This window comes from Allopusillimonas ginsengisoli, assembly GCF_004153455.1.
GTDB classification, from domain to species: domain Bacteria; phylum Pseudomonadota; class Gammaproteobacteria; order Burkholderiales; family Burkholderiaceae_B; genus Allopusillimonas; species Allopusillimonas ginsengisoli.
Map to the genome: position 1 here is coordinate 33,667 of NZ_SDQE01000006.1, position 17,347 is coordinate 51,013.

Annotated in this window: 16 protein-coding genes; 6 read left to right on the plus strand and 10 right to left on the minus strand. The window is 59.6% G+C overall.

The window, feature by feature from the left end; all coding sequences use genetic code 11:
• The first annotated feature begins 36 nt into the window (after positions 1-36).
• The 3 genes from ERE07_RS12285 to ERE07_RS12295 all read left to right on the plus strand — a co-directional run bounded on the left by ERE07_RS12285 (position 37) and on the right by ERE07_RS12295 (position 3,203).
• Entirely contained in the window at positions 37-696 is a 660-nt protein-coding gene (locus tag ERE07_RS12285; protein WP_130009147.1) for a TetR/AcrR family transcriptional regulator, read from the plus strand.
• Positions 697-748: 52 nt separating this feature from the next.
• Complete coding sequence (locus tag ERE07_RS12290) at positions 749-2,530, plus strand: ABC transporter ATP-binding protein (RefSeq protein ID WP_130009148.1); 1,782 nt, start codon at positions 749-751, stop codon at positions 2,528-2,530.
• A 316-nt stretch (positions 2,531-2,846) separates the two neighbouring features.
• On the plus strand, positions 2,847-3,203 hold the full coding sequence (locus tag ERE07_RS12295) for a glycine zipper 2TM domain-containing protein (RefSeq protein ID WP_130009150.1): 357 nt from the start codon (positions 2,847-2,849) through the stop codon (positions 3,201-3,203).
• Positions 3,204-3,223: 20 nt separating this feature from the next.
• Here ERE07_RS12295 and ERE07_RS12300 read toward each other — a convergent pair whose 3' ends face one another.
• The 8 genes from ERE07_RS12300 to apaG all read right to left on the minus strand — a co-directional run bounded on the left by ERE07_RS12300 (position 3,224) and on the right by apaG (position 12,003).
• A complete protein-coding gene (locus tag ERE07_RS12300) occupies positions 3,224-4,156 on the minus strand; it encodes a 2-hydroxyacid dehydrogenase (RefSeq protein WP_130009151.1) in 933 nt (310 codons plus the stop codon).
• Positions 4,157-4,240: 84 nt separating this feature from the next.
• Entirely contained in the window at positions 4,241-6,409 is a 2,169-nt protein-coding gene (locus tag ERE07_RS12305; RefSeq protein ID WP_167670872.1) for a TonB-dependent siderophore receptor, read from the minus strand.
• A gap of 78 nt (positions 6,410-6,487) precedes the next feature.
• Positions 6,488-6,667: a hypothetical protein gene (locus tag ERE07_RS12310; protein ID WP_130009153.1), complete on the minus strand. Its 180-nt coding sequence runs from the start codon at positions 6,665-6,667 to the stop codon at positions 6,488-6,490.
• A gap of 1 nt (position 6,668) precedes the next feature.
• Entirely contained in the window at positions 6,669-7,838 is a 1,170-nt protein-coding gene (locus tag ERE07_RS12315; protein ID WP_130009155.1) for a PepSY-associated TM helix domain-containing protein, read from the minus strand.
• Positions 7,839-8,101: 263 nt separating this feature from the next.
• The gene (locus tag ERE07_RS12320; protein ID WP_245153689.1) at positions 8,102-9,031 is read right to left on the minus strand and encodes a DsbC family protein; all 930 of its coding nucleotides are present in this window, start codon (positions 9,029-9,031) and stop codon (positions 8,102-8,104) included.
• Positions 9,032-9,063: 32 nt separating this feature from the next.
• Positions 9,064-10,266: an FAD-dependent monooxygenase gene (locus ERE07_RS12325; RefSeq protein WP_130009156.1), complete on the minus strand. Its 1,203-nt coding sequence runs from the start codon at positions 10,264-10,266 to the stop codon at positions 9,064-9,066.
• Between the two features lie 24 nt (positions 10,267-10,290).
• The gene (gene mltA, locus ERE07_RS12330) at positions 10,291-11,580 is read right to left on the minus strand and encodes a murein transglycosylase A (RefSeq protein WP_130009158.1); all 1,290 of its coding nucleotides are present in this window, start codon (positions 11,578-11,580) and stop codon (positions 10,291-10,293) included.
• Between the two features lie 48 nt (positions 11,581-11,628).
• Positions 11,629-12,003: a Co2+/Mg2+ efflux protein ApaG gene (gene apaG / locus ERE07_RS12335; RefSeq protein ID WP_130009159.1), complete on the minus strand. Its 375-nt coding sequence runs from the start codon at positions 12,001-12,003 to the stop codon at positions 11,629-11,631.
• A 121-nt stretch (positions 12,004-12,124) separates the two neighbouring features.
• Between apaG and rpe the strand changes: the two genes are divergently transcribed.
• The 3 genes from rpe to trpE all read left to right on the plus strand — a co-directional run bounded on the left by rpe (position 12,125) and on the right by trpE (position 15,339).
• Entirely contained in the window at positions 12,125-12,826 is a 702-nt protein-coding gene (gene rpe, locus ERE07_RS12340) for a ribulose-phosphate 3-epimerase (protein ID WP_167670887.1), read from the plus strand.
• Between the two features lie 81 nt (positions 12,827-12,907).
• Positions 12,908-13,600, plus strand: a complete 693-nt coding sequence (locus ERE07_RS12345; protein WP_130009161.1) for a phosphoglycolate phosphatase — start codon at positions 12,908-12,910, stop codon at positions 13,598-13,600.
• Between the two features lie 218 nt (positions 13,601-13,818).
• Positions 13,819-15,339, plus strand: a complete 1,521-nt coding sequence (gene trpE / locus ERE07_RS12350; RefSeq protein WP_130009163.1) for an anthranilate synthase component I — start codon at positions 13,819-13,821, stop codon at positions 15,337-15,339.
• A 115-nt stretch (positions 15,340-15,454) separates the two neighbouring features.
• On the opposite strand, the gene lldD is transcribed toward trpE, so the two are convergent.
• Complete coding sequence (gene lldD, locus ERE07_RS12355) at positions 15,455-16,591, minus strand: FMN-dependent L-lactate dehydrogenase LldD (RefSeq protein ID WP_130009165.1); 1,137 nt, start codon at positions 16,589-16,591, stop codon at positions 15,455-15,457.
• Complete coding sequence (lldR, locus tag ERE07_RS12360) at positions 16,588-17,346, minus strand: transcriptional regulator LldR (protein ID WP_130009167.1); 759 nt, start codon at positions 17,344-17,346, stop codon at positions 16,588-16,590. Before lldR ends, lldD begins: the two co-directional genes overlap by 4 nt.
• Position 17,347: the final 1 nt, after the last annotated feature.

Sequence of the window (17,347 nt, forward strand, 5' to 3'; positions counted from 1 at the left end):
TATGTATTTGAAGTCATAGTGCTAAGATGCCTCACCATGCAAAGAGCCCGTCTTACCCGTCAGCAAAGTCGCGAACAAACCCGGCAGCGCCTGCTCGATGCCGCGCATGCGCTGTTTGTCCAACAGGGGTTTGGCGCCACCAGCGTCGAGCACATCACGCTGGCCGCGGGCTATTCCCGAGGTGCTTTTTATTCCAATTTCGACAGCAAGCGTACGATTTTCCTGGCTTTGCTGAAGCGCGAGCACGAGCGCATCATGCTTGGCCTGCACGCCATTCTCGAAGACAGCGCCCTGCCCGCGGGCGCGCAACAGGGCCTCAGCCTGCGCGCCGGCATGGAAGCCCGCCTGCTGGAGTATTACGCGCATATTTACAAAGACGCACAGCTTTATACCTTGTGGCTGGAGGCCCGCCTGCAAGCAAGCCGGGATCAGGAATTTCGCCAGCATTTCAAAACGTTCCAGCAGAGCACGCTGGGCGCCGTCGCGGATTTCGCCGAGGCGTTCGCCCTCAGGGCCGGCATGACCCTGACACTCTCCCCACAGCAACTGGCACTGGGGTTCATGGCGCTGTGCGACGGAATAGGCATCTATCATTTACCAGGCAAGGACGACGCTGGCGGCGATGAAAACGTTGAGATGGTGCTCAAGGAATTCATGACGCGGATCGTCTTCCAGGATCAAGGGCCCAGCGTCTGAAACCCAACGTGTTGCGTTCAGGGGATATTGTTCGCGACGCCAGAGGAAACCTATGCATATATTGTGGAAGTACTTGCGCCCCCATCAACGGCTTGTTGGCGTGGCGCTGCTGCTGGCCGCAGCAAGCCAGATCCTGTGGCTGGTCGACCCCATTATTTTCGGCAAGATCATCGACGATTACGCCATCAATCGCGCAGGTAAATCCGACGATGAGCTGGTTTCCGGCGTGCTCACGCTCTTGGCGCTGGCAGTGATTGTCGCCATACTTTCGCGCCTGTTCCAGGCCATGCAGGAGTATCTGACACGCCTGGTCGTGCAAAAATTCGGCACACAGATTTTCAACGACGGATTGCGCCATGCCTTGCGGCTGGAGTTTCAGGAGTTCGAAGCTCTGCGCAGCGGCGAAGTGCTTTCTTTACTGCAGAAGCTACGATCCGACTGCGAACGCTTTATCAACACATTCATCAATACGGTATTTGCCGCCGGCGTGGGTATTGTGTTCCTGTGCTGGTACTCAGTCACCAAGCACTGGCTGCTGGTGCCGGTTTTCTTTGTGGGCGTATTGCTGCTGGGCGGCCTGACGGGCCTGTTGAGCCGCAAAATCAAGAGCCAGCAACGCTCCATTGTCAGGGAAACCAATCGCAATTCTGGTTTTATTACCGAATCGCTGCGCAATATCGAGCTCATCAAAAGCCTGGGCCTGACCTATTCGGAAATTCGCAGATTGCAAACCCAGACCAACAAGATCTTTGCCCTGGAAATGCAAAAGGTCAAAGTTGTGCGCATGCTTTCTTTTCTTCAGGGCACAACACTGAGTCTGCTCAAGCTGGCCGTGCTGTTTGCCCTGCTGTGGCTGATATTCAGGGATGTGCTGAGTACCGGCGAACTGATTGCCATGCAATTCATCGCGGTTGCGATTTTTGCTCCCCTGCAGCAACTGGGCAATATCATTCTCGCTTACCGGGAGGCTCAGGCCTCATTGTCGAATTTCGACATGCTCACCAGCAAACCCATTGAGCGCCGCTCTAAAACCGCCATCGAAATCGGCCCTATCGAGCAAATACGTTTCGATCATGTGAGCTTTCGCCACAAAGGCGGCGATGGCTACGCGCTGCAAGACGTATCTTTTTCTGCCCGTCTGGGCGACACCATCGCCTTCGTGGGACCATCCGGCTCTGGCAAATCGACGCTGGTCAAACTGCTGGTCGGCCTTTACCGACCAGCCGAAGGCGAGGTCTACTACAACGATACGCAGACGAGCGACCTGCGCTTTAATCCGGCTCGCCGTCAAATTGGCTTTGTGACACAGGAAACCTATCTCTTTGCGGGCACGATCCGCGAAAACCTGCAGTTGGTCAAGCCCGATGTAACCGATGCGGAGATCGTCGTGGCCATGAAGCAGGCCTCCTGCGCCTATCTGCTGGACACACTGCCACAGGGGCTGGACACCGTGATCGGCGAAATGGGTGCACGGCTTTCGGGCGGGGAGCGTCAACGCCTTTCTATTACACGCGCATTGATCCGCAGGCCGCGCTTGCTGATTTTCGATGAAGCGACCTCGGCCTTGGACTCACTGACCGAAGAACAGATCACTGCCACCGTCAAGCAAATCTCGGAACGCAACGACCAGATCTCCATCATGATCGCCCATCGGCTTTCCACCATCATGCACGCGCGCACGATTTTCGTGCTGGAACGTGGCCGCATCGTGGAGCAAGGCACACATGATCACCTGCTGTTGCAAAAGGGGCTGTACTACGCCATGTGGCGCCAGCAGATCGGCGAGCGTTCCTACCTGGCCACGCCTGCCACTGACGCGCCGGAGCAGGCCTGAGGCTCAGTGAGTCGTGACCTCGCGTGACGTTTCCCATACGGGAGGTGTGGCGACATATCCCAGCCCCTTGCGGGGCTCGATTCCACGCTTGCGGGGCGACGCAAATTTCTGTGACAAATTGGGCGCTGCGGCGATGTGGCGGATACAAGCTTGTAACCAAACGCGGCAGCGGGCCCGCACTTATTTCAATCCACTGCAAAGCCGGCCGGTTCGCTTGCTAAAGGCAGCGGGCTGACGATACGCTGATGCCATCGTGAGCCACGCCGGTATCGATTCGGGGCGGGCTCCCATGTATTGTCATTTTGCAGGAGTTGTCATGAAACTCGCTAACAAGATCGCCAGTCTTGCCTTCGCAGGCGCCCTGGCACTGGCAGCCGCCGGCAACGCCATGGCGTCTGATCGCACGACCAACACCCTGCTGGGCGCGGGATTGGGCGCGGCAGCCGGCGCCATTTTTTCCGAAGGCGACCCGCTGTTCACTTTGGGCGGGGCCGCCGCTGGCGGGGTGCTGGGCAATGTATTGACGGAAGACCGCCGCGACAACTGGCGTGGCAACCGCCATTATCGCGGCAAGCAATGGGATAACCGGGGACCTCGCTGGCGCAATGTAAAGCATAAGAATTATCGCAGCCACGGGCGGCAGAATCATCGCGGCCACCGCCACCATCGTTAAAGCGAAGGCGCCCTCCTTGCTCAATACCCCTTGCTGCGGGCAACCAGGCCAGTGGGACGCTCGCCGCGCATAAACACCCTGACCTTGTCCGCGATCTGGGTAACGGACTCTTCTTTCAAGCTCGCCGCCGCCACGTGCGGCGTGATCGTAATGGCCGGATGCGTCCAGAAGGGGTGGTCTGACGGCAGTGGCTCGGTTCGGAAGACATCAAGCGTCGCCCCCTTCAGATGCCCGGTTTCGAGCAAGGCCAGCAAGTCTTCCTCGACCAGGTGATCACCACGGCCAATATTGACGAGATAGCTGCCCTGCATAAGTTGGGATAGCGTCTCGCGACACAGAAAGTTTCGCGTGTCGTCTGTCAGTGGCAAGGTGTTCACCAGTACCCGGGTACGCGCCAAAAAGGCCGGCAGCTGCTCGCGACCGCCAAAGGACTCAATGCCTGGCAACGCCTTGCCGCTGCGCGACCAGCCCGCTACGGGATAGTCCATAGCGGCCAGCGTTTGCGCCACGCGCGCGCCCATCACCCCCATGCCCAGCACGCCGACGGTCCATTCCTTGCGTCGGATGGCGGGCTGCGGCGCCCATGTTCCCGATGCCTGGACGCCTTCGTAGACATCAAACTGCCGGGATGCGCGAATCAGTGCATACGCGGCGTATTCGGCCATCTGCACCGCCATGCCCGCGTCTTCGAGTCGAACGAGCTGGATATCGTCGCGCAGCCCATCCAGCCCCAGCAAAGCGTCCACGCCTGCTCCCAGATTGAACACTGCGCGCACCCCAGGTTCACGACGCAGCAGATCGCGAGGCGGGTTCCAGACAATGGCCAGCTCCGCGCCGACCGGCGGTCCGTCAGGGCGCCAGTGATGGAATTCGACCTCTGGCAAAGCCGCCTGCAGCGGCGCTATCCATGTTGGAGATTCGATCCGGTCGGCATAGGCAAAAATGGCTTTCACGTTGCTTGGCTTCCTGTAAAGATGGAACTGAAACAGCGCCCCATCCTACCAGAACTCGCCCACGCGATCCGCGCTGCGATACGCTCAAAAGCGATATGTGGCACTCGCGACAATCGTGCGTTGCGAACCGTACCAGCAGTCGCCACGCGACAGGCACGTACTTACATACGTCTTGTCGAACAGATTGTTGACGTTCAAGGCATACCGCCACGAGGGTGTTTCATAGGCCAGCATTGCATCGACCAGCGTCACGCTGGGCGTACGGGGCGCATCGCCATCGCGGAAGCCGCCAAGCCAGCGTACGCCGGCACCCGCCGACAAGCCCGCCATCGCGCCAGAGGAAAAGCGGTACTTGCCCCAGACCGAGGCTTGATGCTTGGGAAGGCCCGCGAGCTGCTCATCCAGATCAAGATAGTTGTAGCTTGAGATCAGATCGAACTGGCGCCCCAGTTCCGTTTTCAGTTCAAGCTCTATACCGCGGTTGCGTGTCTTGCCGACCTGTGCTTGCTGAGTGGGCCTGCTCGGGTCATCCACCAACCGATTCTCTTCGGATAAGGTGTACGCTGCCACATTGAACACCGTGCCGCCTTCCGGAGACTCATACTTGAGTCCGGCCTCAATTTGCTTGCCTTTCAAGGGTACGAATCGTTCGCCGTCAGCATTTCGGCCAAACACCGGCGTAAACGATTCGCTGTAACTGAGATAGGGCGAAAAGCCATTGTCGGCGGCATACATCACGCCCAGGCGCTTGGTGGTGGCCTTGTTGACCGAGTCCTGCTCTCCTTCGATCATGCTTTCGGAGCGATCGCGCCGCAGCCCCGCCACCACGATCCAGTTCTTGTAGCGCATCTGGTTCTGCAGGTAAACACCGAGATCCCGCTGTCTTGCGGTGGGATCATCCGACAGGGTCGGTGGCGTGAAATCCGGGTAGACAGGATTGTAGGCATCAATGAGAGGTACCGTCCCACCCAGATACGTGGGCACATCGAAACCTGATCGCTTTTCTTCCCGCGCGTAACTGGCATCCAGACCCAGCAGTACGTGGTGGCTCACCTCGCCCGTATTGAATTTGCCGTCAATGTGCTGATCCGCGGATACCATGTTCACCGTCGTCACCGATGCGTCAGCAAAACGCCCAAACAGACGTTTGTTGACTGGATCCCCGGCCCAGCCTCCTGGCAAGGTAAACGAATCCCCATACAAGCTGCGGTAGTCCACCTTGTTGCGCGAGAAGCGCACGTTCTGACGGACGGTCCAGTCATCGTTAAATGCGTGCTCAAAACTCCAGCCTATGGCCTGGCGGCGTGAGTTGTAGCGATCCCAGTCCGGGTCGCCAATGAAACGATCCACCGGCAGCTTGCCATTGGGATTGTCGATCACCACACCTTCCCATGGGAAAAATTGCGATGTGGAGCCGGTCTTGTCTTCCTGGAACAAGGCCATGAAGGTCAGCGACGTCTGTGCGCTTGGCTTCCAGGTCAATGATGGCGCCAGCAACCATCTGTCGTCCGGCACATGATCGACCTGCGTATTGGCTTCGCGGCCGACTGCGACAACGCGATATAGCCAGGTACCCGCCTCATTGAGCGGTCCGGTAAGATCGGCCTGGATCTGGCGGCGCGCATTGGTGCCATACGACACCCCGATTTCGCGCTGCTCCTCATCCAGCGGACGCTTGCTCACCATGTTGACCACGCCTGCGGTGCTGCCCTGCCCATACAGCATGGAGGCGGGCCCGCGCAGCACTTCGATACGCTCAAGATTGTAGGGTTCGGTACGCGTCGTGCTGGTGTACCAGTTGTAGTTTGTGCGTAGCCCATCCAGATAAACCGTGGGTTCCGAGCCTCGGATCGAGAAGGAATCGGTGCGGGAATCCAGGCCATAGGCATCGGAGCGCACGCCAGCGGCATAGGTCAGCGCATCCTGCAGGCCCTGGGCGCCTTGGTCGCGAATCTGATCGCTGGTGACAATGGTGATGGACTGCGGCGTTTCGTTAAGCGGCGTATCGGTTTTGGTGGCAGTTATCGACCGCTTGGCAATGTAGCCATTGACCGGCTCCAGCGGCGATTCTTCGCCTGGCGCGGCCTGAACCGTGATCGGCGCGAGCGTGCGAGCATCGCCTTGCGCTTGCCCTGATGGCGGCACCTGTGCCTGCGCCGTGGCCTGCCCCATGGCTGGCGTAGACATGCCTGCTGATAAAAACATACTGGCAATCGTAATCGCCACCGGCCCGCTTGATTCAATGCGCGGCATGAAGCCTCTCCCTACCGATATAGTTGGTTCAAATAAAAAGTTCTGCTGCCACAGGCACAAATAAACGGCAAACCTTGGTCAGCGCCGCGGAAACACCCAGAAGCCAATGCCTACCAGCAACGGCACCGTGAGTGCTGCCCACGCCATGCCGTGCCAGATCCCGACACCCAGCAGCGCCGCGAGCAGCCCGAAACAGGTCAGCACACCCAGAATGATGGGAATGCCCCAGAGCTTGATGAACGAAGAGGATGGGCCCATGTCAGGATCCCGAGCCGCTGAGCGCAGGGGATAGCTCGCGCGCCATCCGCGCTATCCGGGCATCGGTGGCCTTGCGGCGCGCAAACCACAGATACAGCCCGCTGCCCACCACAATGATGGTCAGGATGTCGAGCAGCGCCCACAGCACTTTCAGTGGCATGCCCCCGTAATCCCCAAAGTGAAGCGGACGGGACAACTCAAGAACATTCAAATACCAGGGAGGATGCGCAACGGTCGTGACTTCACCGGTGGTCGCATCCACCAGCACCGGGGTAAACAGGTGGGATGTCAGCGGCGTGGCGCCTTTGGTCCACATCATGTAGTGATGCGGTGTCGCAAAACGATTGCCCGGAAAATTGAAACTGAGCACCTCGTTCCCCGGCACGGCCTTGCCTGCCGCCTCGACAGCCGCCTGAGCCGAGGCCAGCTTGACGGGGGGCGCGTCATTCTTATAGGGGGCGATGATTTGCGCAACTTCTGTGGATTGCCACAAGCTGAATAATGGCGTGGCCAGTTCGTTGATCACGCCCGTGGCGCCGACGACAAATGCCCAGGTAAGGGTCACAATACCCAGCAGATTATGCAGGTCCAGCCACTTGAGCCGCGATGAGCGCTCCGTGCGCACGGTGCCGAATGACAATTTTTTCATGAAGGGGCCGTAAAGCACCACGCCAGACACGATGGCGATCACAAACAGCAGGCCCATAAAGCCGATGAACAATTCGCCGGGCAAGCCGGCGAACCAGTCGACATGCAAGGCCAGCATAATGCCCATGAAAGACAGTTTTTCGTCCGACTGCGGGCCTCCGTCTTTCAGCAGGTCGCCAGTGTGGGCATCAAACCTGAGAAAATGGTTGGTGTCGAAATCAGCCTTGTGCGAAGGAGACATGCCCACCAGCACCTGCGGCTGGGCATCGTCCATGAATACGAATTCGACCACGTCGTTCGGATACAACGCACCCGCCTTCTCGAGCATGGTGTCAATGTTCGCGCGCGGCGTGCCCTCGGGCACCACCGCATAGGGTTTGGCGTCGTCCAGCCATCCTTCGATCTCCTCGTGGAAAACAAGCGGAAGGCCGGTGATGCAGATGACCAATAAAAACACGGTACAGACAAGACTGGACCATTTATGGAGCCAGTACCATGTCTTGAGCGATGACGCTGCCGTCATAGAAAACAACCCTGGCCGGGCTGTGCGTTGCCATGCCGCGCTGATAGAACCATGAGATATTCCAGATAAAGAATCTTATTATAGATAAGAATGGTTATTATTCTAATTATTATCGAAAATTCATGTCAATCAGAAATTGGCAACCTGAACCAACAGGTAAAAGCCTGTTACCCGTTGCCGATGCGACCCAAGCAGACGCATAACAAAAACGCCGCAGCCTCTTTCGAGCTGCGGCGGCGTGTGTTGCCAGACCAACAGGTTGTTTATCCCTTGAGGCTGTTCAGCTTCTTGTTCAGCACATCCAATGGCACTGCGCCGTTAATGCGGCTGCCGTCGGAGAAAAAGATGGCGGGCGTGCCCTGCACCATGAGCTTGCGGCCCAGGGCAAGTACCTTGTCGATCGGGGTTTCGCATTGCGCCTCGGCTGGCTTCTTGCCGTTTGTCATCCACGCCGCCCAGGTCGTCGCCTGATCTTTGGCACACCAGACATTGCGCGCCTTGATGGTGGAATCCGGGCTCAGAATCGGAAATAGAAAGGAATAAATGGTGACGTTATCCACATCCTTGAGCGTGTGGTGCAACTGCTTGCAATAGCCACAGTTCGGATCCTCGAAAATAGCCATGACACGCGAACCGTCTCCCTTGACCTGTTTGACAGCCAGATCCAGCGGCAAGGACGAGAAAGAAACCTTGGAGAGTTCCTCCAGGCGGGCTGCCGTCAGATCAGCCCGCCGCTTGGCGTCGATCAGCGAGCCCTGGAGGATATAGTCGACCGCCGCATTCGCGTAGATTACGTCCGTGCCAAGCTGTATTTCATATAAACCAGGAAAGGGCGTTTCGCGCACCCCGGCCACATCGATTTCGGGAAAACGTTTTTCGAATGCGCCACGAACGTCGTCCAGCGTCACGGGTGCCGCGACAGGGGCTGGTGCTGGTGCTGGTGCTGATGCTGGCGCTGATGCCGGTGCCGGGGCGGCGCCAGGCATGGCGTTCATCTCATGGCCATCCTCGACAGCCGGCGTGCCGGCTGCCTGAACGCCTGGCGTCACGCCCTGGCCTGCAGCTTGCGCATCCGTGGCCACGGAATCTTGTTCTGTACCCGCCGTGGCGGTTTCCTGGGCGACGGCTGGCAAACCCAGCAAGGACACCCCTGTTGCGGCGGCGATCAACCAGCCCGCTAAACGCAAACGCATATCAACTCCTGCTCAAAATTACGTTACAGCCATCATACGTCATGAGTGCGACCCGCCGCGGCATCGATAAGCAGACGCTTGACGAAAGGCAAGCGATCCGCGCACCGCATACCAAGGTTACGCGCCCAGGCCACGGGCGTGGCAGGAGACGCGAATAATTTATGCAGGCCATCGGTGGCCAGCCGCATGGCCAGAACAGGCTCCGCGCGCGCGCGCCGATACCGGCGCAGTATTCGCGGATCGCCCGCGTGACGAAACGCTTCTTTGTGTGCCAGCACATGCAGCAAGGCCTCGACATCGCCCAGCCCCAGGTTCAGCCCCTGGCCCGCCAGAGGGTGCACGCGATGGCCCGCATCGCCGACCAGCGCAACACCCGCGCCGATCATGTCGCTATGCTCTATGAACAAAGGAAAGGCGTAAGGCGTGCTTCGAACCTGCAGCCGCCCCAGGCGGCCGCTACTGGCCGCAAGAAGCCGGGCCTCTAGCAGGCTGGCACGCGCGTCCTGTGGCAGCGTCATCCACGCCCGCGCCTGCTCACCTGGCATGGACCACACCATGGACACCTGATGGCCGGCTTCGGTGTCGGGCATCGGCAGCAGCGCCAGGACGCTGTCGCCAGTAAACCACTGTATGGCCCTATTCTGATGCGGCAGTTCACACGTTAGATGAACCACGATCCCGGTATCGCCATAGGCCCGGGATTGATGGGCAATGCCGGCAGCTTGCCGAACCGGCGATTGCGCGCCATCGGCGCCCACCAGCAAGCTGGGCCGGAACTGCTTGCCGCTTTCAGTCGTTACCACTCCCGATTGCAGTCCCTGGAATTTTTCCTTGACCCAAGGAATGCCATATACCTGAACAGCCTGTTGGAGCACTCTTTCCATTTCGCTGGATTCGACGATCCAGGCCAGCGCTGATCGCGCATCCTGCCAGGCATCCAGATTGACCAGGCCGTCGGCGTCGCCATGAACTTCCATCGCCTTGACTGGCGTTACACGCCGCGCATCCATCATGGCCCAGACACCCAGCCGTTCAAGAAAGGCCTGGCTGGCGGGGGACATCGCATACACCCGGGGGCTGTAGTCGTCCCGCCCGTAAGCAGGGGGTGCATTGTGCGGACCCAGCAGTGTGGCGGCGTATCCGCCACGAGCCAACCCCAATGCCGTCGCCAGCCCGGCGATCCCGGTGCCACACACCAGAACCGATTCTTTTGCAGCGCTTCGATTTGTCGCCATAGTCTGTATCGCCAATGATCTCGGTCAGCGCGCTGACGGCGCGCCGGCCTGTCTGGGCCATAACACCCAGGTTTCGCCTTGTTGCTTCATGCGGCCCGCCTGAGCGCCGGCCTCGTCGCCAAACCCCCAATAAAAGTCAGTGCGCCCGGCCCCCTTGATGGCAGCGCCGGTGTCTTGCGCCAGCATCAGGCGACGCAGCGGTTGACCGGAGCCTGGATAGGTCGTCGAAAGAAACAGCGGCGCGCCCAACGGCACATACGTGGTGTCCACTGCGACCGAGCGTTCACCGATCAGCGGAATGCCATAGGCGCCCTTGGGACCGAGCTCGGGATCATTGACCGGCTCTTCCCTGAAGAACACCATGGCAGGATTGGCGTTCAGCATTTCCTGCACGCGTGCAGGATGGCTGCGCGCCCAGGCCTTGATGTTCTGCATGGATGCCTTGGACAACGGCATTTCGCCCTTGTCGGCCAGCCATTTTGCGATCGACGCATAGGGGCGCCCGTTGTGATCCGCATAAGCCAGCCGAATGGTGCTGCCATCCGTGAGTGTTGCGCGGCCAGATCCCTGAATCTGCAGGAAAAACGCCTCGACGGGATCGTTGACCCAGACGATCACCGGTGGCTGGCGATCAGACGAGCCAGCGATTTCTGCGCGGGTGTCATAAGGCACCACGCGATTGCCCTCAAGCTTGCCGCGTACCCGCTTGCCCGCCAGCTCGGGATAGACGGCGCCCAAATCAATGGTCAGGAGATCTTTGGGCGTGGCATAGAGCGGCCATTGATAATCGCCCTGGCGCGAACGCGATGCATGCACAAGGGGTTCGTAGTAGCCAGTCACCGTGTTGCGCGCAGGCTTGCCCGAAGCGTCCAGCAACCGCCAGGGCTGCAGTTGGGTTTCGAGAAACTGCCGCACGCGAGGGCCGGCCGCGCTTTCCGCTGACAAGCCGGACTGTGCGGCGGCCGCGCAGACAGGCTGCCAGGCACGCGGTGTGGCCCGGGCCTGCATCGCCAGCGAGCCGGAAACAGGGCGCATCAAACCCTTGCAGTTATTGAGAAAGCCCTTCCAGACATGCTCCAGATTGTCGTCTTGCCAGCCTGGCAGCGAAGACCACGATGCCTGGGCAAACTTGCCGGCCAGCGCGCGCGGCGGCGTATCGCGCATGGATTGCAGCGACGGAACGACCAAGGGCCTGGCGGCGATATCGGGCGCGCCGGTTTCTGGCGGCTTGCCGCCCGAGGGTTCTTCAAGGGGTAGGCTCGTGCAGGAGGCCAGCAGGGCAAGCAAGCTCGCGGAAAACAGGAGTCTCTTCATGAAATCGCCAGAAAATTCACTGAGTGGGGAGGTTCGTGGGAGGAGGCATCAATGCAAGGTGCGCGGCATCGCGAGCACGAACTCTTCGATGGGAACTTCGAACGGCACGCCGTTGTCACCCACACAATGATACGTGCCCCGCATGGTACCTACTGGGGTGGGCAAAGGACAGCCGCTGGTGTATTCAAATGTTTCGCCTGGCGCCAAGAGAGGCTGCTGGCCCACCACACCCAGGCCACGCACTTCTTGCGTGTTTTGCCGGCCATCTGTAATGATCCAGTGGCGGCTGATAAGCTGGGCCGCGTTCTGACCCTTGTTCGTGATACGCACCGTATAGGCAAAGACGAACTGCTGTTCATCTGGCTCGGATTGATCCTGCAGGTACTGAGGCGTGACGGTAACCGAAATATCGTAAGGCTTCATGCTCAAGTTCCAGGTAATGCACCAGGCAGCGCTAAACTGCAATAATTACACATTCGCCATGACGGCGCTCGGCCCCAAGGCCACCGCTTCTTGTCAATTTCATAGCACACACACGATGACCATGCCCTTTTCACGCCCTACCCGCATCGCCCCCAGCCTGCTCGCGGCAGACTTCGCCAAGCTGGGCGAAGAAGTCGTCAATGTTGTCGAGGCGGGCGCAGACTGGATCCATGTCGATGTCATGGATAACCATTATGTTCCCAACCTGACCATGGGCCCCATGATCTGCGAAGCGCTGCGCCCGCATACCACGGCGTCCATCGACGTGCATCTCATGGTCGAACCGGTCGATGCCATTATCCCGCAATTTGCCAAGGCCGGTGCAGACATCATCACCTTTCATCCCGAAGCCACCCGGCATGTTGACCGCAGCCTGGCGCTGATTCGTGAACATGGCTGTAAGGCCGGCCTGGTGTTCAACCCGGCCACTCCGCTCGACTGGATGGATTACGTCATGGATAAACTTGATGTCGTGCTGCTGATGTCCGTCAACCCTGGTTTTGGCGGCCAACAATTCATCCCCGGCACGCTGGATAAGTTGCGCCAGGCCCGCCGCAAGCTGGACGCGTGGGTTGCGCAGGGCGGCCAGCAAATCGCACTCGAAATCGACGGCGGCGTCAAGGTCGACAACATCGGCAAAATCCGCGCTGCGGGCGCCGACACCTTTGTGGCCGGTTCCGCCATCTTCAGCCAGCCGGATTACAAAACCGTGATCGATGCCATGCGGGCCGAAATCGCCAAGGCAGAGCAGATTTCCGCCTGACAGAACCCGTGCAACACCGATTTCAAGGGGCCCAGCCTTCTGCCAGCACAGCCCACGCACTCGTTTTTCAGGAAAATAACCATGACCTTCGACGCCGTACTGCTTGATCTTGATGGAACACTGATCGATACCATCCCCGATCTGGCAGATGCCGCCAATGCCATGCGCGCCGACCTCGGGCTGCCCGCGCTGCCCCAGGACGTGATTGCCACCTATGTCGGCAAAGGCACCAGCGTACTGGTAGAGCGCGCATTGGCCAACAATGTTGAGGGCTCGACCCCCGGCGCACAAGAGATTGAGCAGGGCCTGGCGCTTTTCCATCGCCACTACCACCACTTCAACGGCCGTCGCGCCGCGCTTTACCCTGGCGTCTTGGAAGGCCTCCAGGCTTTCCGCAGCGCAGGCATGAAGCTGTCCATCGTCACCAACAAGCCCACGGCATTCACACCGCCCTTGCTGGCGCAATGCGGGCTGTCGTCATTCTTCGATGCGATCGTCTGCGGCGACACCTGCGTCAGGAAAAAGCCTGATCCGATGCCGCTGCTGCATGCCTGCAGCCTGCTTGGCGTAGCGCCCGGCACGGCACTGGCCGTAGGCGACTCCATCAACGACGCACAGGCTGCGCGCGCCGCAGGCATCACCGTGCTGGCCGTGCCCTATGGCTACAACGAAGGCATGGACGTGCGCAATCTCGACGTCGATGATATAGTTGCATCTATCGCCGAGGCCGCCCAATGGGCTGCCGGCCAATCACTGCAGATCCAGAACACATGAACGCTACCCTGTATTACGGCACCACGCCCCGCGCCTACTGGCGCTGGTGGCGTTTGTGTTCTGGGTAGCGGTAATCCTCTCCCGGCACCAAGACACTGTCTTATCGTGCCGCAAGCAATTACCAAAAGCACTTAGCCCGGAATCCAAATTGTTTGGCCGGGCTTTTTTGTCATTGCTCCACTGTCCCGGCCTGTCAGTAAAACCACACAGAGACCCCTATGACAGAAATCGAGTTCAATGCACTGGCGGCACAAGGGTATAACCGCATCCCACTGATTGCCGAGACTTACGCCGACCTGGATACCCCCCTGGCCATTTACCTCAAGCTGGCACACAGCGGCCCCGAAGGCGGCCGCAATACCTGCCTGATGGAGTCCGTGGTTGGCGGGGAACGCTTTGGACGTTATTCATTTATTGGCCTTCCCGCAAAAACGGTCATTCGGTCTACAGGCACCCTCACCGAAGTGCTGCGCAAGGGCGAAGTCATCGAACGCCACGAAGGCGACCCACTCGCCTTTATCGAAGCCTACCAAGACCGCTTCAAGGTTGCCCTGCTGCCCGGCATGCCACGCTTTGCGGGTGGCCTGGCAGGTTACTTTGGCTACGATACAGTGCGTCACATCGAACCTCGTCTGGGCCCGGCGACCAACCCGTTTCCGAACGGCCAGGAAGAAGGCACGCCAGACATCATGCTGCTGCATATCGATGAACTGGTCATCGTGGACAATCTCGCTGGCCGCACCTACCTGATCGTCTACGCCGATCCGGGCCAGTCCGAGGCCTACGCACTGGCGCGACGGCGCCTCAAGGAACTGCGCGAAAAACTGCGCACTCCAGTAGTCATCCCCTATGCCTATGCCAGCATGCAGACTACCAGCCGGCGCGACTTCGACAAAAAAGACTATATCGATGCCGTACTCAAGGCCAAGGAATACATTGCCGCGGGCGACGTCATGCAGGTGCAGATCGGCCAGGTCATCGCCAAGCCCTTCCGCGACTCGCCTTTATCGCTGTACCGCGCATTGCGATCACTCAACCCGTCTCCTTATATGTACTACTGGAACTTCGACAACTTCCAGGTGGTCGGCTCTTCACCGGAAATTCTGGTGCGCCAGGACATTGTGATTGAGGACGGGCAACGCAAAACGGTCGCCACCATACGGCCGCTGGCCGGCACCCGCAAGCGCGGCGCCACGCCCGAAGAAGATGTCCGCCTGGCCGAGGAACTCATCGCCGATCCCAAGGAGCGCGCCGAACATGTGATGCTGATCGATCTGGCACGCAACGATATTGGCCGGGTAGCCAAGACGGGCTCGGTCGAAGTCACGGACACCATGACCATTGAGCGCTATTCCCATGTGATGCATCTCGTGTCCAATGTCACAGGTGAGCTCGATGAAAACATGAGCAATATGGACCTGCTGCGCGCGTCCTTCCCGGCAGGCACCCTGACAGGCGCTCCCAAGGTCCGGGCCATGGAAATCATCGATGAGCTTGAGCCCGTACGTCGCGGCATCTATGGCGGCGCCGCAGGCTATATGAGCTACGGCGGCGAAATGGACCTGGCCATCGCGATTCGCACCGGCATCGTCAAGGATGGCATGCTGTACGCGCAGGCGGCCGCAGGTATTGTCGCCGATTCGGACCCCGAAAAAGAATGGCAGGAAACCGAAGCCAAGGCGCGCGCTGTGCTGCGCGCAGCGGAACAAGTGCAGTTTGGGCTGGATGAGCCTATCTAGGCAAGGCTCTGGAGCCGGTGATCGGCGGCGGCTCGCTAATGGCCGCAGTCAGGACAAGCCGCTGTCGCGCCGTCCGCGAATGACGGCGCACAGGCCTGGACGCCGTCTCGGCCTGCTATACCGTGGCAAGCAGTTTCGGACTGATATCGCTGATCGACTTGGCGCCGGTCAGCGTCATGGCCACCCGCATTTCCTTGTCGATCAGATCGAGCAGATTGGCGACGCCGGCTTCGCCGGCAGTGGCCATCGCATAGATAAAAGCGCGGCCCAGTAATACCGTTTCCGCGCCCAGGGCGATCATGCGCACGACATCCAGCCCATTGCGGACGCCGGAATCGGCCAGGATCGCCAACTCGCCCTTGACCGCATCGGCAATCATCGGCAACGCCCTCGCCGATGACAGCACACCATCCAGTTGGCGCCCACCATGATTGGACACCACAATGCCATCCGCGCCAAAGCGCACAGCATCGCGCGCATCCTCTGGATCAAGTATTCCCTTGATGACCATGGGCCCCTTCCAGAAATCGCGTATCCACTCAAGATCCTTCCAGGATATAGAGGGATCGAAGTTCGTGCCCAGCCAGCCGATGTAGTCTTCGAGCCCGGTTGGTTTGCCGCGATACGAGGAGACATTGCCCAGATCATGCGGCCGGCCCAGCAGCCCGACGTCCCATGCCCAAGCAGGATGCGCGATGGCCTGTCCGTACCGACGCAGCGCCGCGTTGGGGCCGCTCATGCCGGAATGCGCATCACGATAACGGGCGCCGGGAACGGGCATGTCTACGGTAAACACCAGCGTCGTCACACCCGCCGCCTGTGCGCGCTCCAGCACGTTTTTCATGAAACCGCGATCCTTGAGCACATACAGTTGGAACCACATGGGGCGCTTGATGACCGGTGCCACTTCTTCGATGGGGCAAACCGACACCGTAGACATCGTAAAAGGTATCCCTTTTTTGTCTGCCGCGCGCGCTGCCTGCACTTCGCCGCGCCGTGCGAACATGCCCAGCAGGCCAACAGGGGCCAGCGCCACCGGCATGGAAAGGGTTTCGTCGAACAGACGCGTTTCCAGGCTAAGGTCGGACATATTCTTGAGCACACGCTGACGCAGGGCAATGTCCGCGAGGTCGCTGACATTGCGTCCGAGCGTATGCTCGGCATAGGCGCCACCATCAATATAGTGAAAGAGAAACGGCGGAAGCTTGCGCTTGGCAGCGGCACGGTAATCGGTAGACGCGGAAATAATCATGATTTTGACGTGGTAGGAGGCAGGCGGGTGGAGCGCTTGCGACGAGCTTCATCTTCGTCGAGTGTGCGCACGGAATGATGCACGAATTCAAGATGACGACAGACCGTATTGCGGGCGCGCTCCGCGTCGCCGGCAAGGATGGCTGCCATCAGCTCCTGATGCTGCGCGGTCAGTTGTTCAAAGGTTTGGGGCGCTGTGTACATCTTTTGGCGATTTTGCGTGACTGTCGCCTGCAGCAGATCGAACAGGCCACGCATCATCTGCAGCAGCACAAGGTTGTGCGAGGCCTCGGCAATGGCGAGATGAAACTGGACATCCGCCCGGGAAGCCAGGACCGGATCGCCCATGCTCTGAAACCGCAGGGTGGCCTCAAAGCACTCGCAGATATGAGCTTTGTCCTGCGCAGTGGCGCGCAGCGCGGCATGCCATGCGGTACTGCCCTCCAGCGCATGACGCGCCTCCAGGACGTCGTATCGGTACTCAGGATCTTGCTGCACCACGCTGCTGAGCGGATTCACGACGCTTTCGTGGCGCCACTGCGCTACCTGGGCGTCTTGAACATAGGTGCCGCCGCCATGACGGCTTTGCAGCAGCCCCTGACTGGCCAGGCTTTGAATGGCTTCGCGCACGGAAGAACGTGAAGCCCCCAGATCCACTGCCAATTGCCGTTCGGCTGGCAGACGCTCGCCGGGCTTGAGCTTCATCTCGACGATGAAGGCCCGCAACTGCTCCGCAATCTGGTCTGAAATACGCATG

What these genes read in the sequence shown, in the direction of transcription:
- ERE07_RS12285 (WP_130009147.1), top strand. Translation starts at nt 37, where the DNA reads ATGCAAAGAGCCCGTCTTACCCGTCAGCAAAGTCGCGAACAAACCCGG.
- ERE07_RS12290 (WP_130009148.1), top strand. Translation starts at nt 749, where the DNA reads ATGCATATATTGTGGAAGTACTTGCGCCCCCATCAACGGCTTGTTGGC.
- ERE07_RS12295 (WP_130009150.1), top strand. Translation starts at nt 2,847, where the DNA reads ATGAAACTCGCTAACAAGATCGCCAGTCTTGCCTTCGCAGGCGCCCTG.
- ERE07_RS12305 (WP_167670872.1), bottom strand. Translation starts at nt 6,409, where the DNA reads ATGCCGCGCATTGAATCAAGCGGGCCGGTGGCGATTACGATTGCCAGT.
- ERE07_RS12310 (WP_130009153.1), bottom strand. Translation starts at nt 6,667, where the DNA reads ATGGGCCCATCCTCTTCGTTCATCAAGCTCTGGGGCATTCCCATCATT.
- ERE07_RS12315 (WP_130009155.1), bottom strand. Translation starts at nt 7,838, where the DNA reads ATGACGGCAGCGTCATCGCTCAAGACATGGTACTGGCTCCATAAATGG.
- ERE07_RS12320 (WP_245153689.1), bottom strand. Translation starts at nt 9,031, where the DNA reads ATGCGTTTGCGTTTAGCGGGCTGGTTGATCGCCGCCGCAACAGGGGTG.
- ERE07_RS12325 (WP_130009156.1), bottom strand. Translation starts at nt 10,266, where the DNA reads ATGGCGACAAATCGAAGCGCTGCAAAAGAATCGGTTCTGGTGTGTGGC.
- mltA (WP_130009158.1), bottom strand. Translation starts at nt 11,580, where the DNA reads ATGAAGAGACTCCTGTTTTCCGCGAGCTTGCTTGCCCTGCTGGCCTCC.
- apaG (WP_130009159.1), bottom strand. Translation starts at nt 12,003, where the DNA reads ATGAAGCCTTACGATATTTCGGTTACCGTCACGCCTCAGTACCTGCAG.
- rpe (WP_167670887.1), top strand. Translation starts at nt 12,125, where the DNA reads ATGCCCTTTTCACGCCCTACCCGCATCGCCCCCAGCCTGCTCGCGGCA.
- ERE07_RS12345 (WP_130009161.1), top strand. Translation starts at nt 12,908, where the DNA reads ATGACCTTCGACGCCGTACTGCTTGATCTTGATGGAACACTGATCGAT.
- trpE (WP_130009163.1), top strand. Translation starts at nt 13,819, where the DNA reads ATGACAGAAATCGAGTTCAATGCACTGGCGGCACAAGGGTATAACCGC.
- lldD (WP_130009165.1), bottom strand. Translation starts at nt 16,591, where the DNA reads ATGATTATTTCCGCGTCTACCGATTACCGTGCCGCTGCCAAGCGCAAG.
- lldR (WP_130009167.1), bottom strand. Translation starts at nt 17,346, where the DNA reads ATGCGTATTTCAGACCAGATTGCGGAGCAGTTGCGGGCCTTCATCGTC.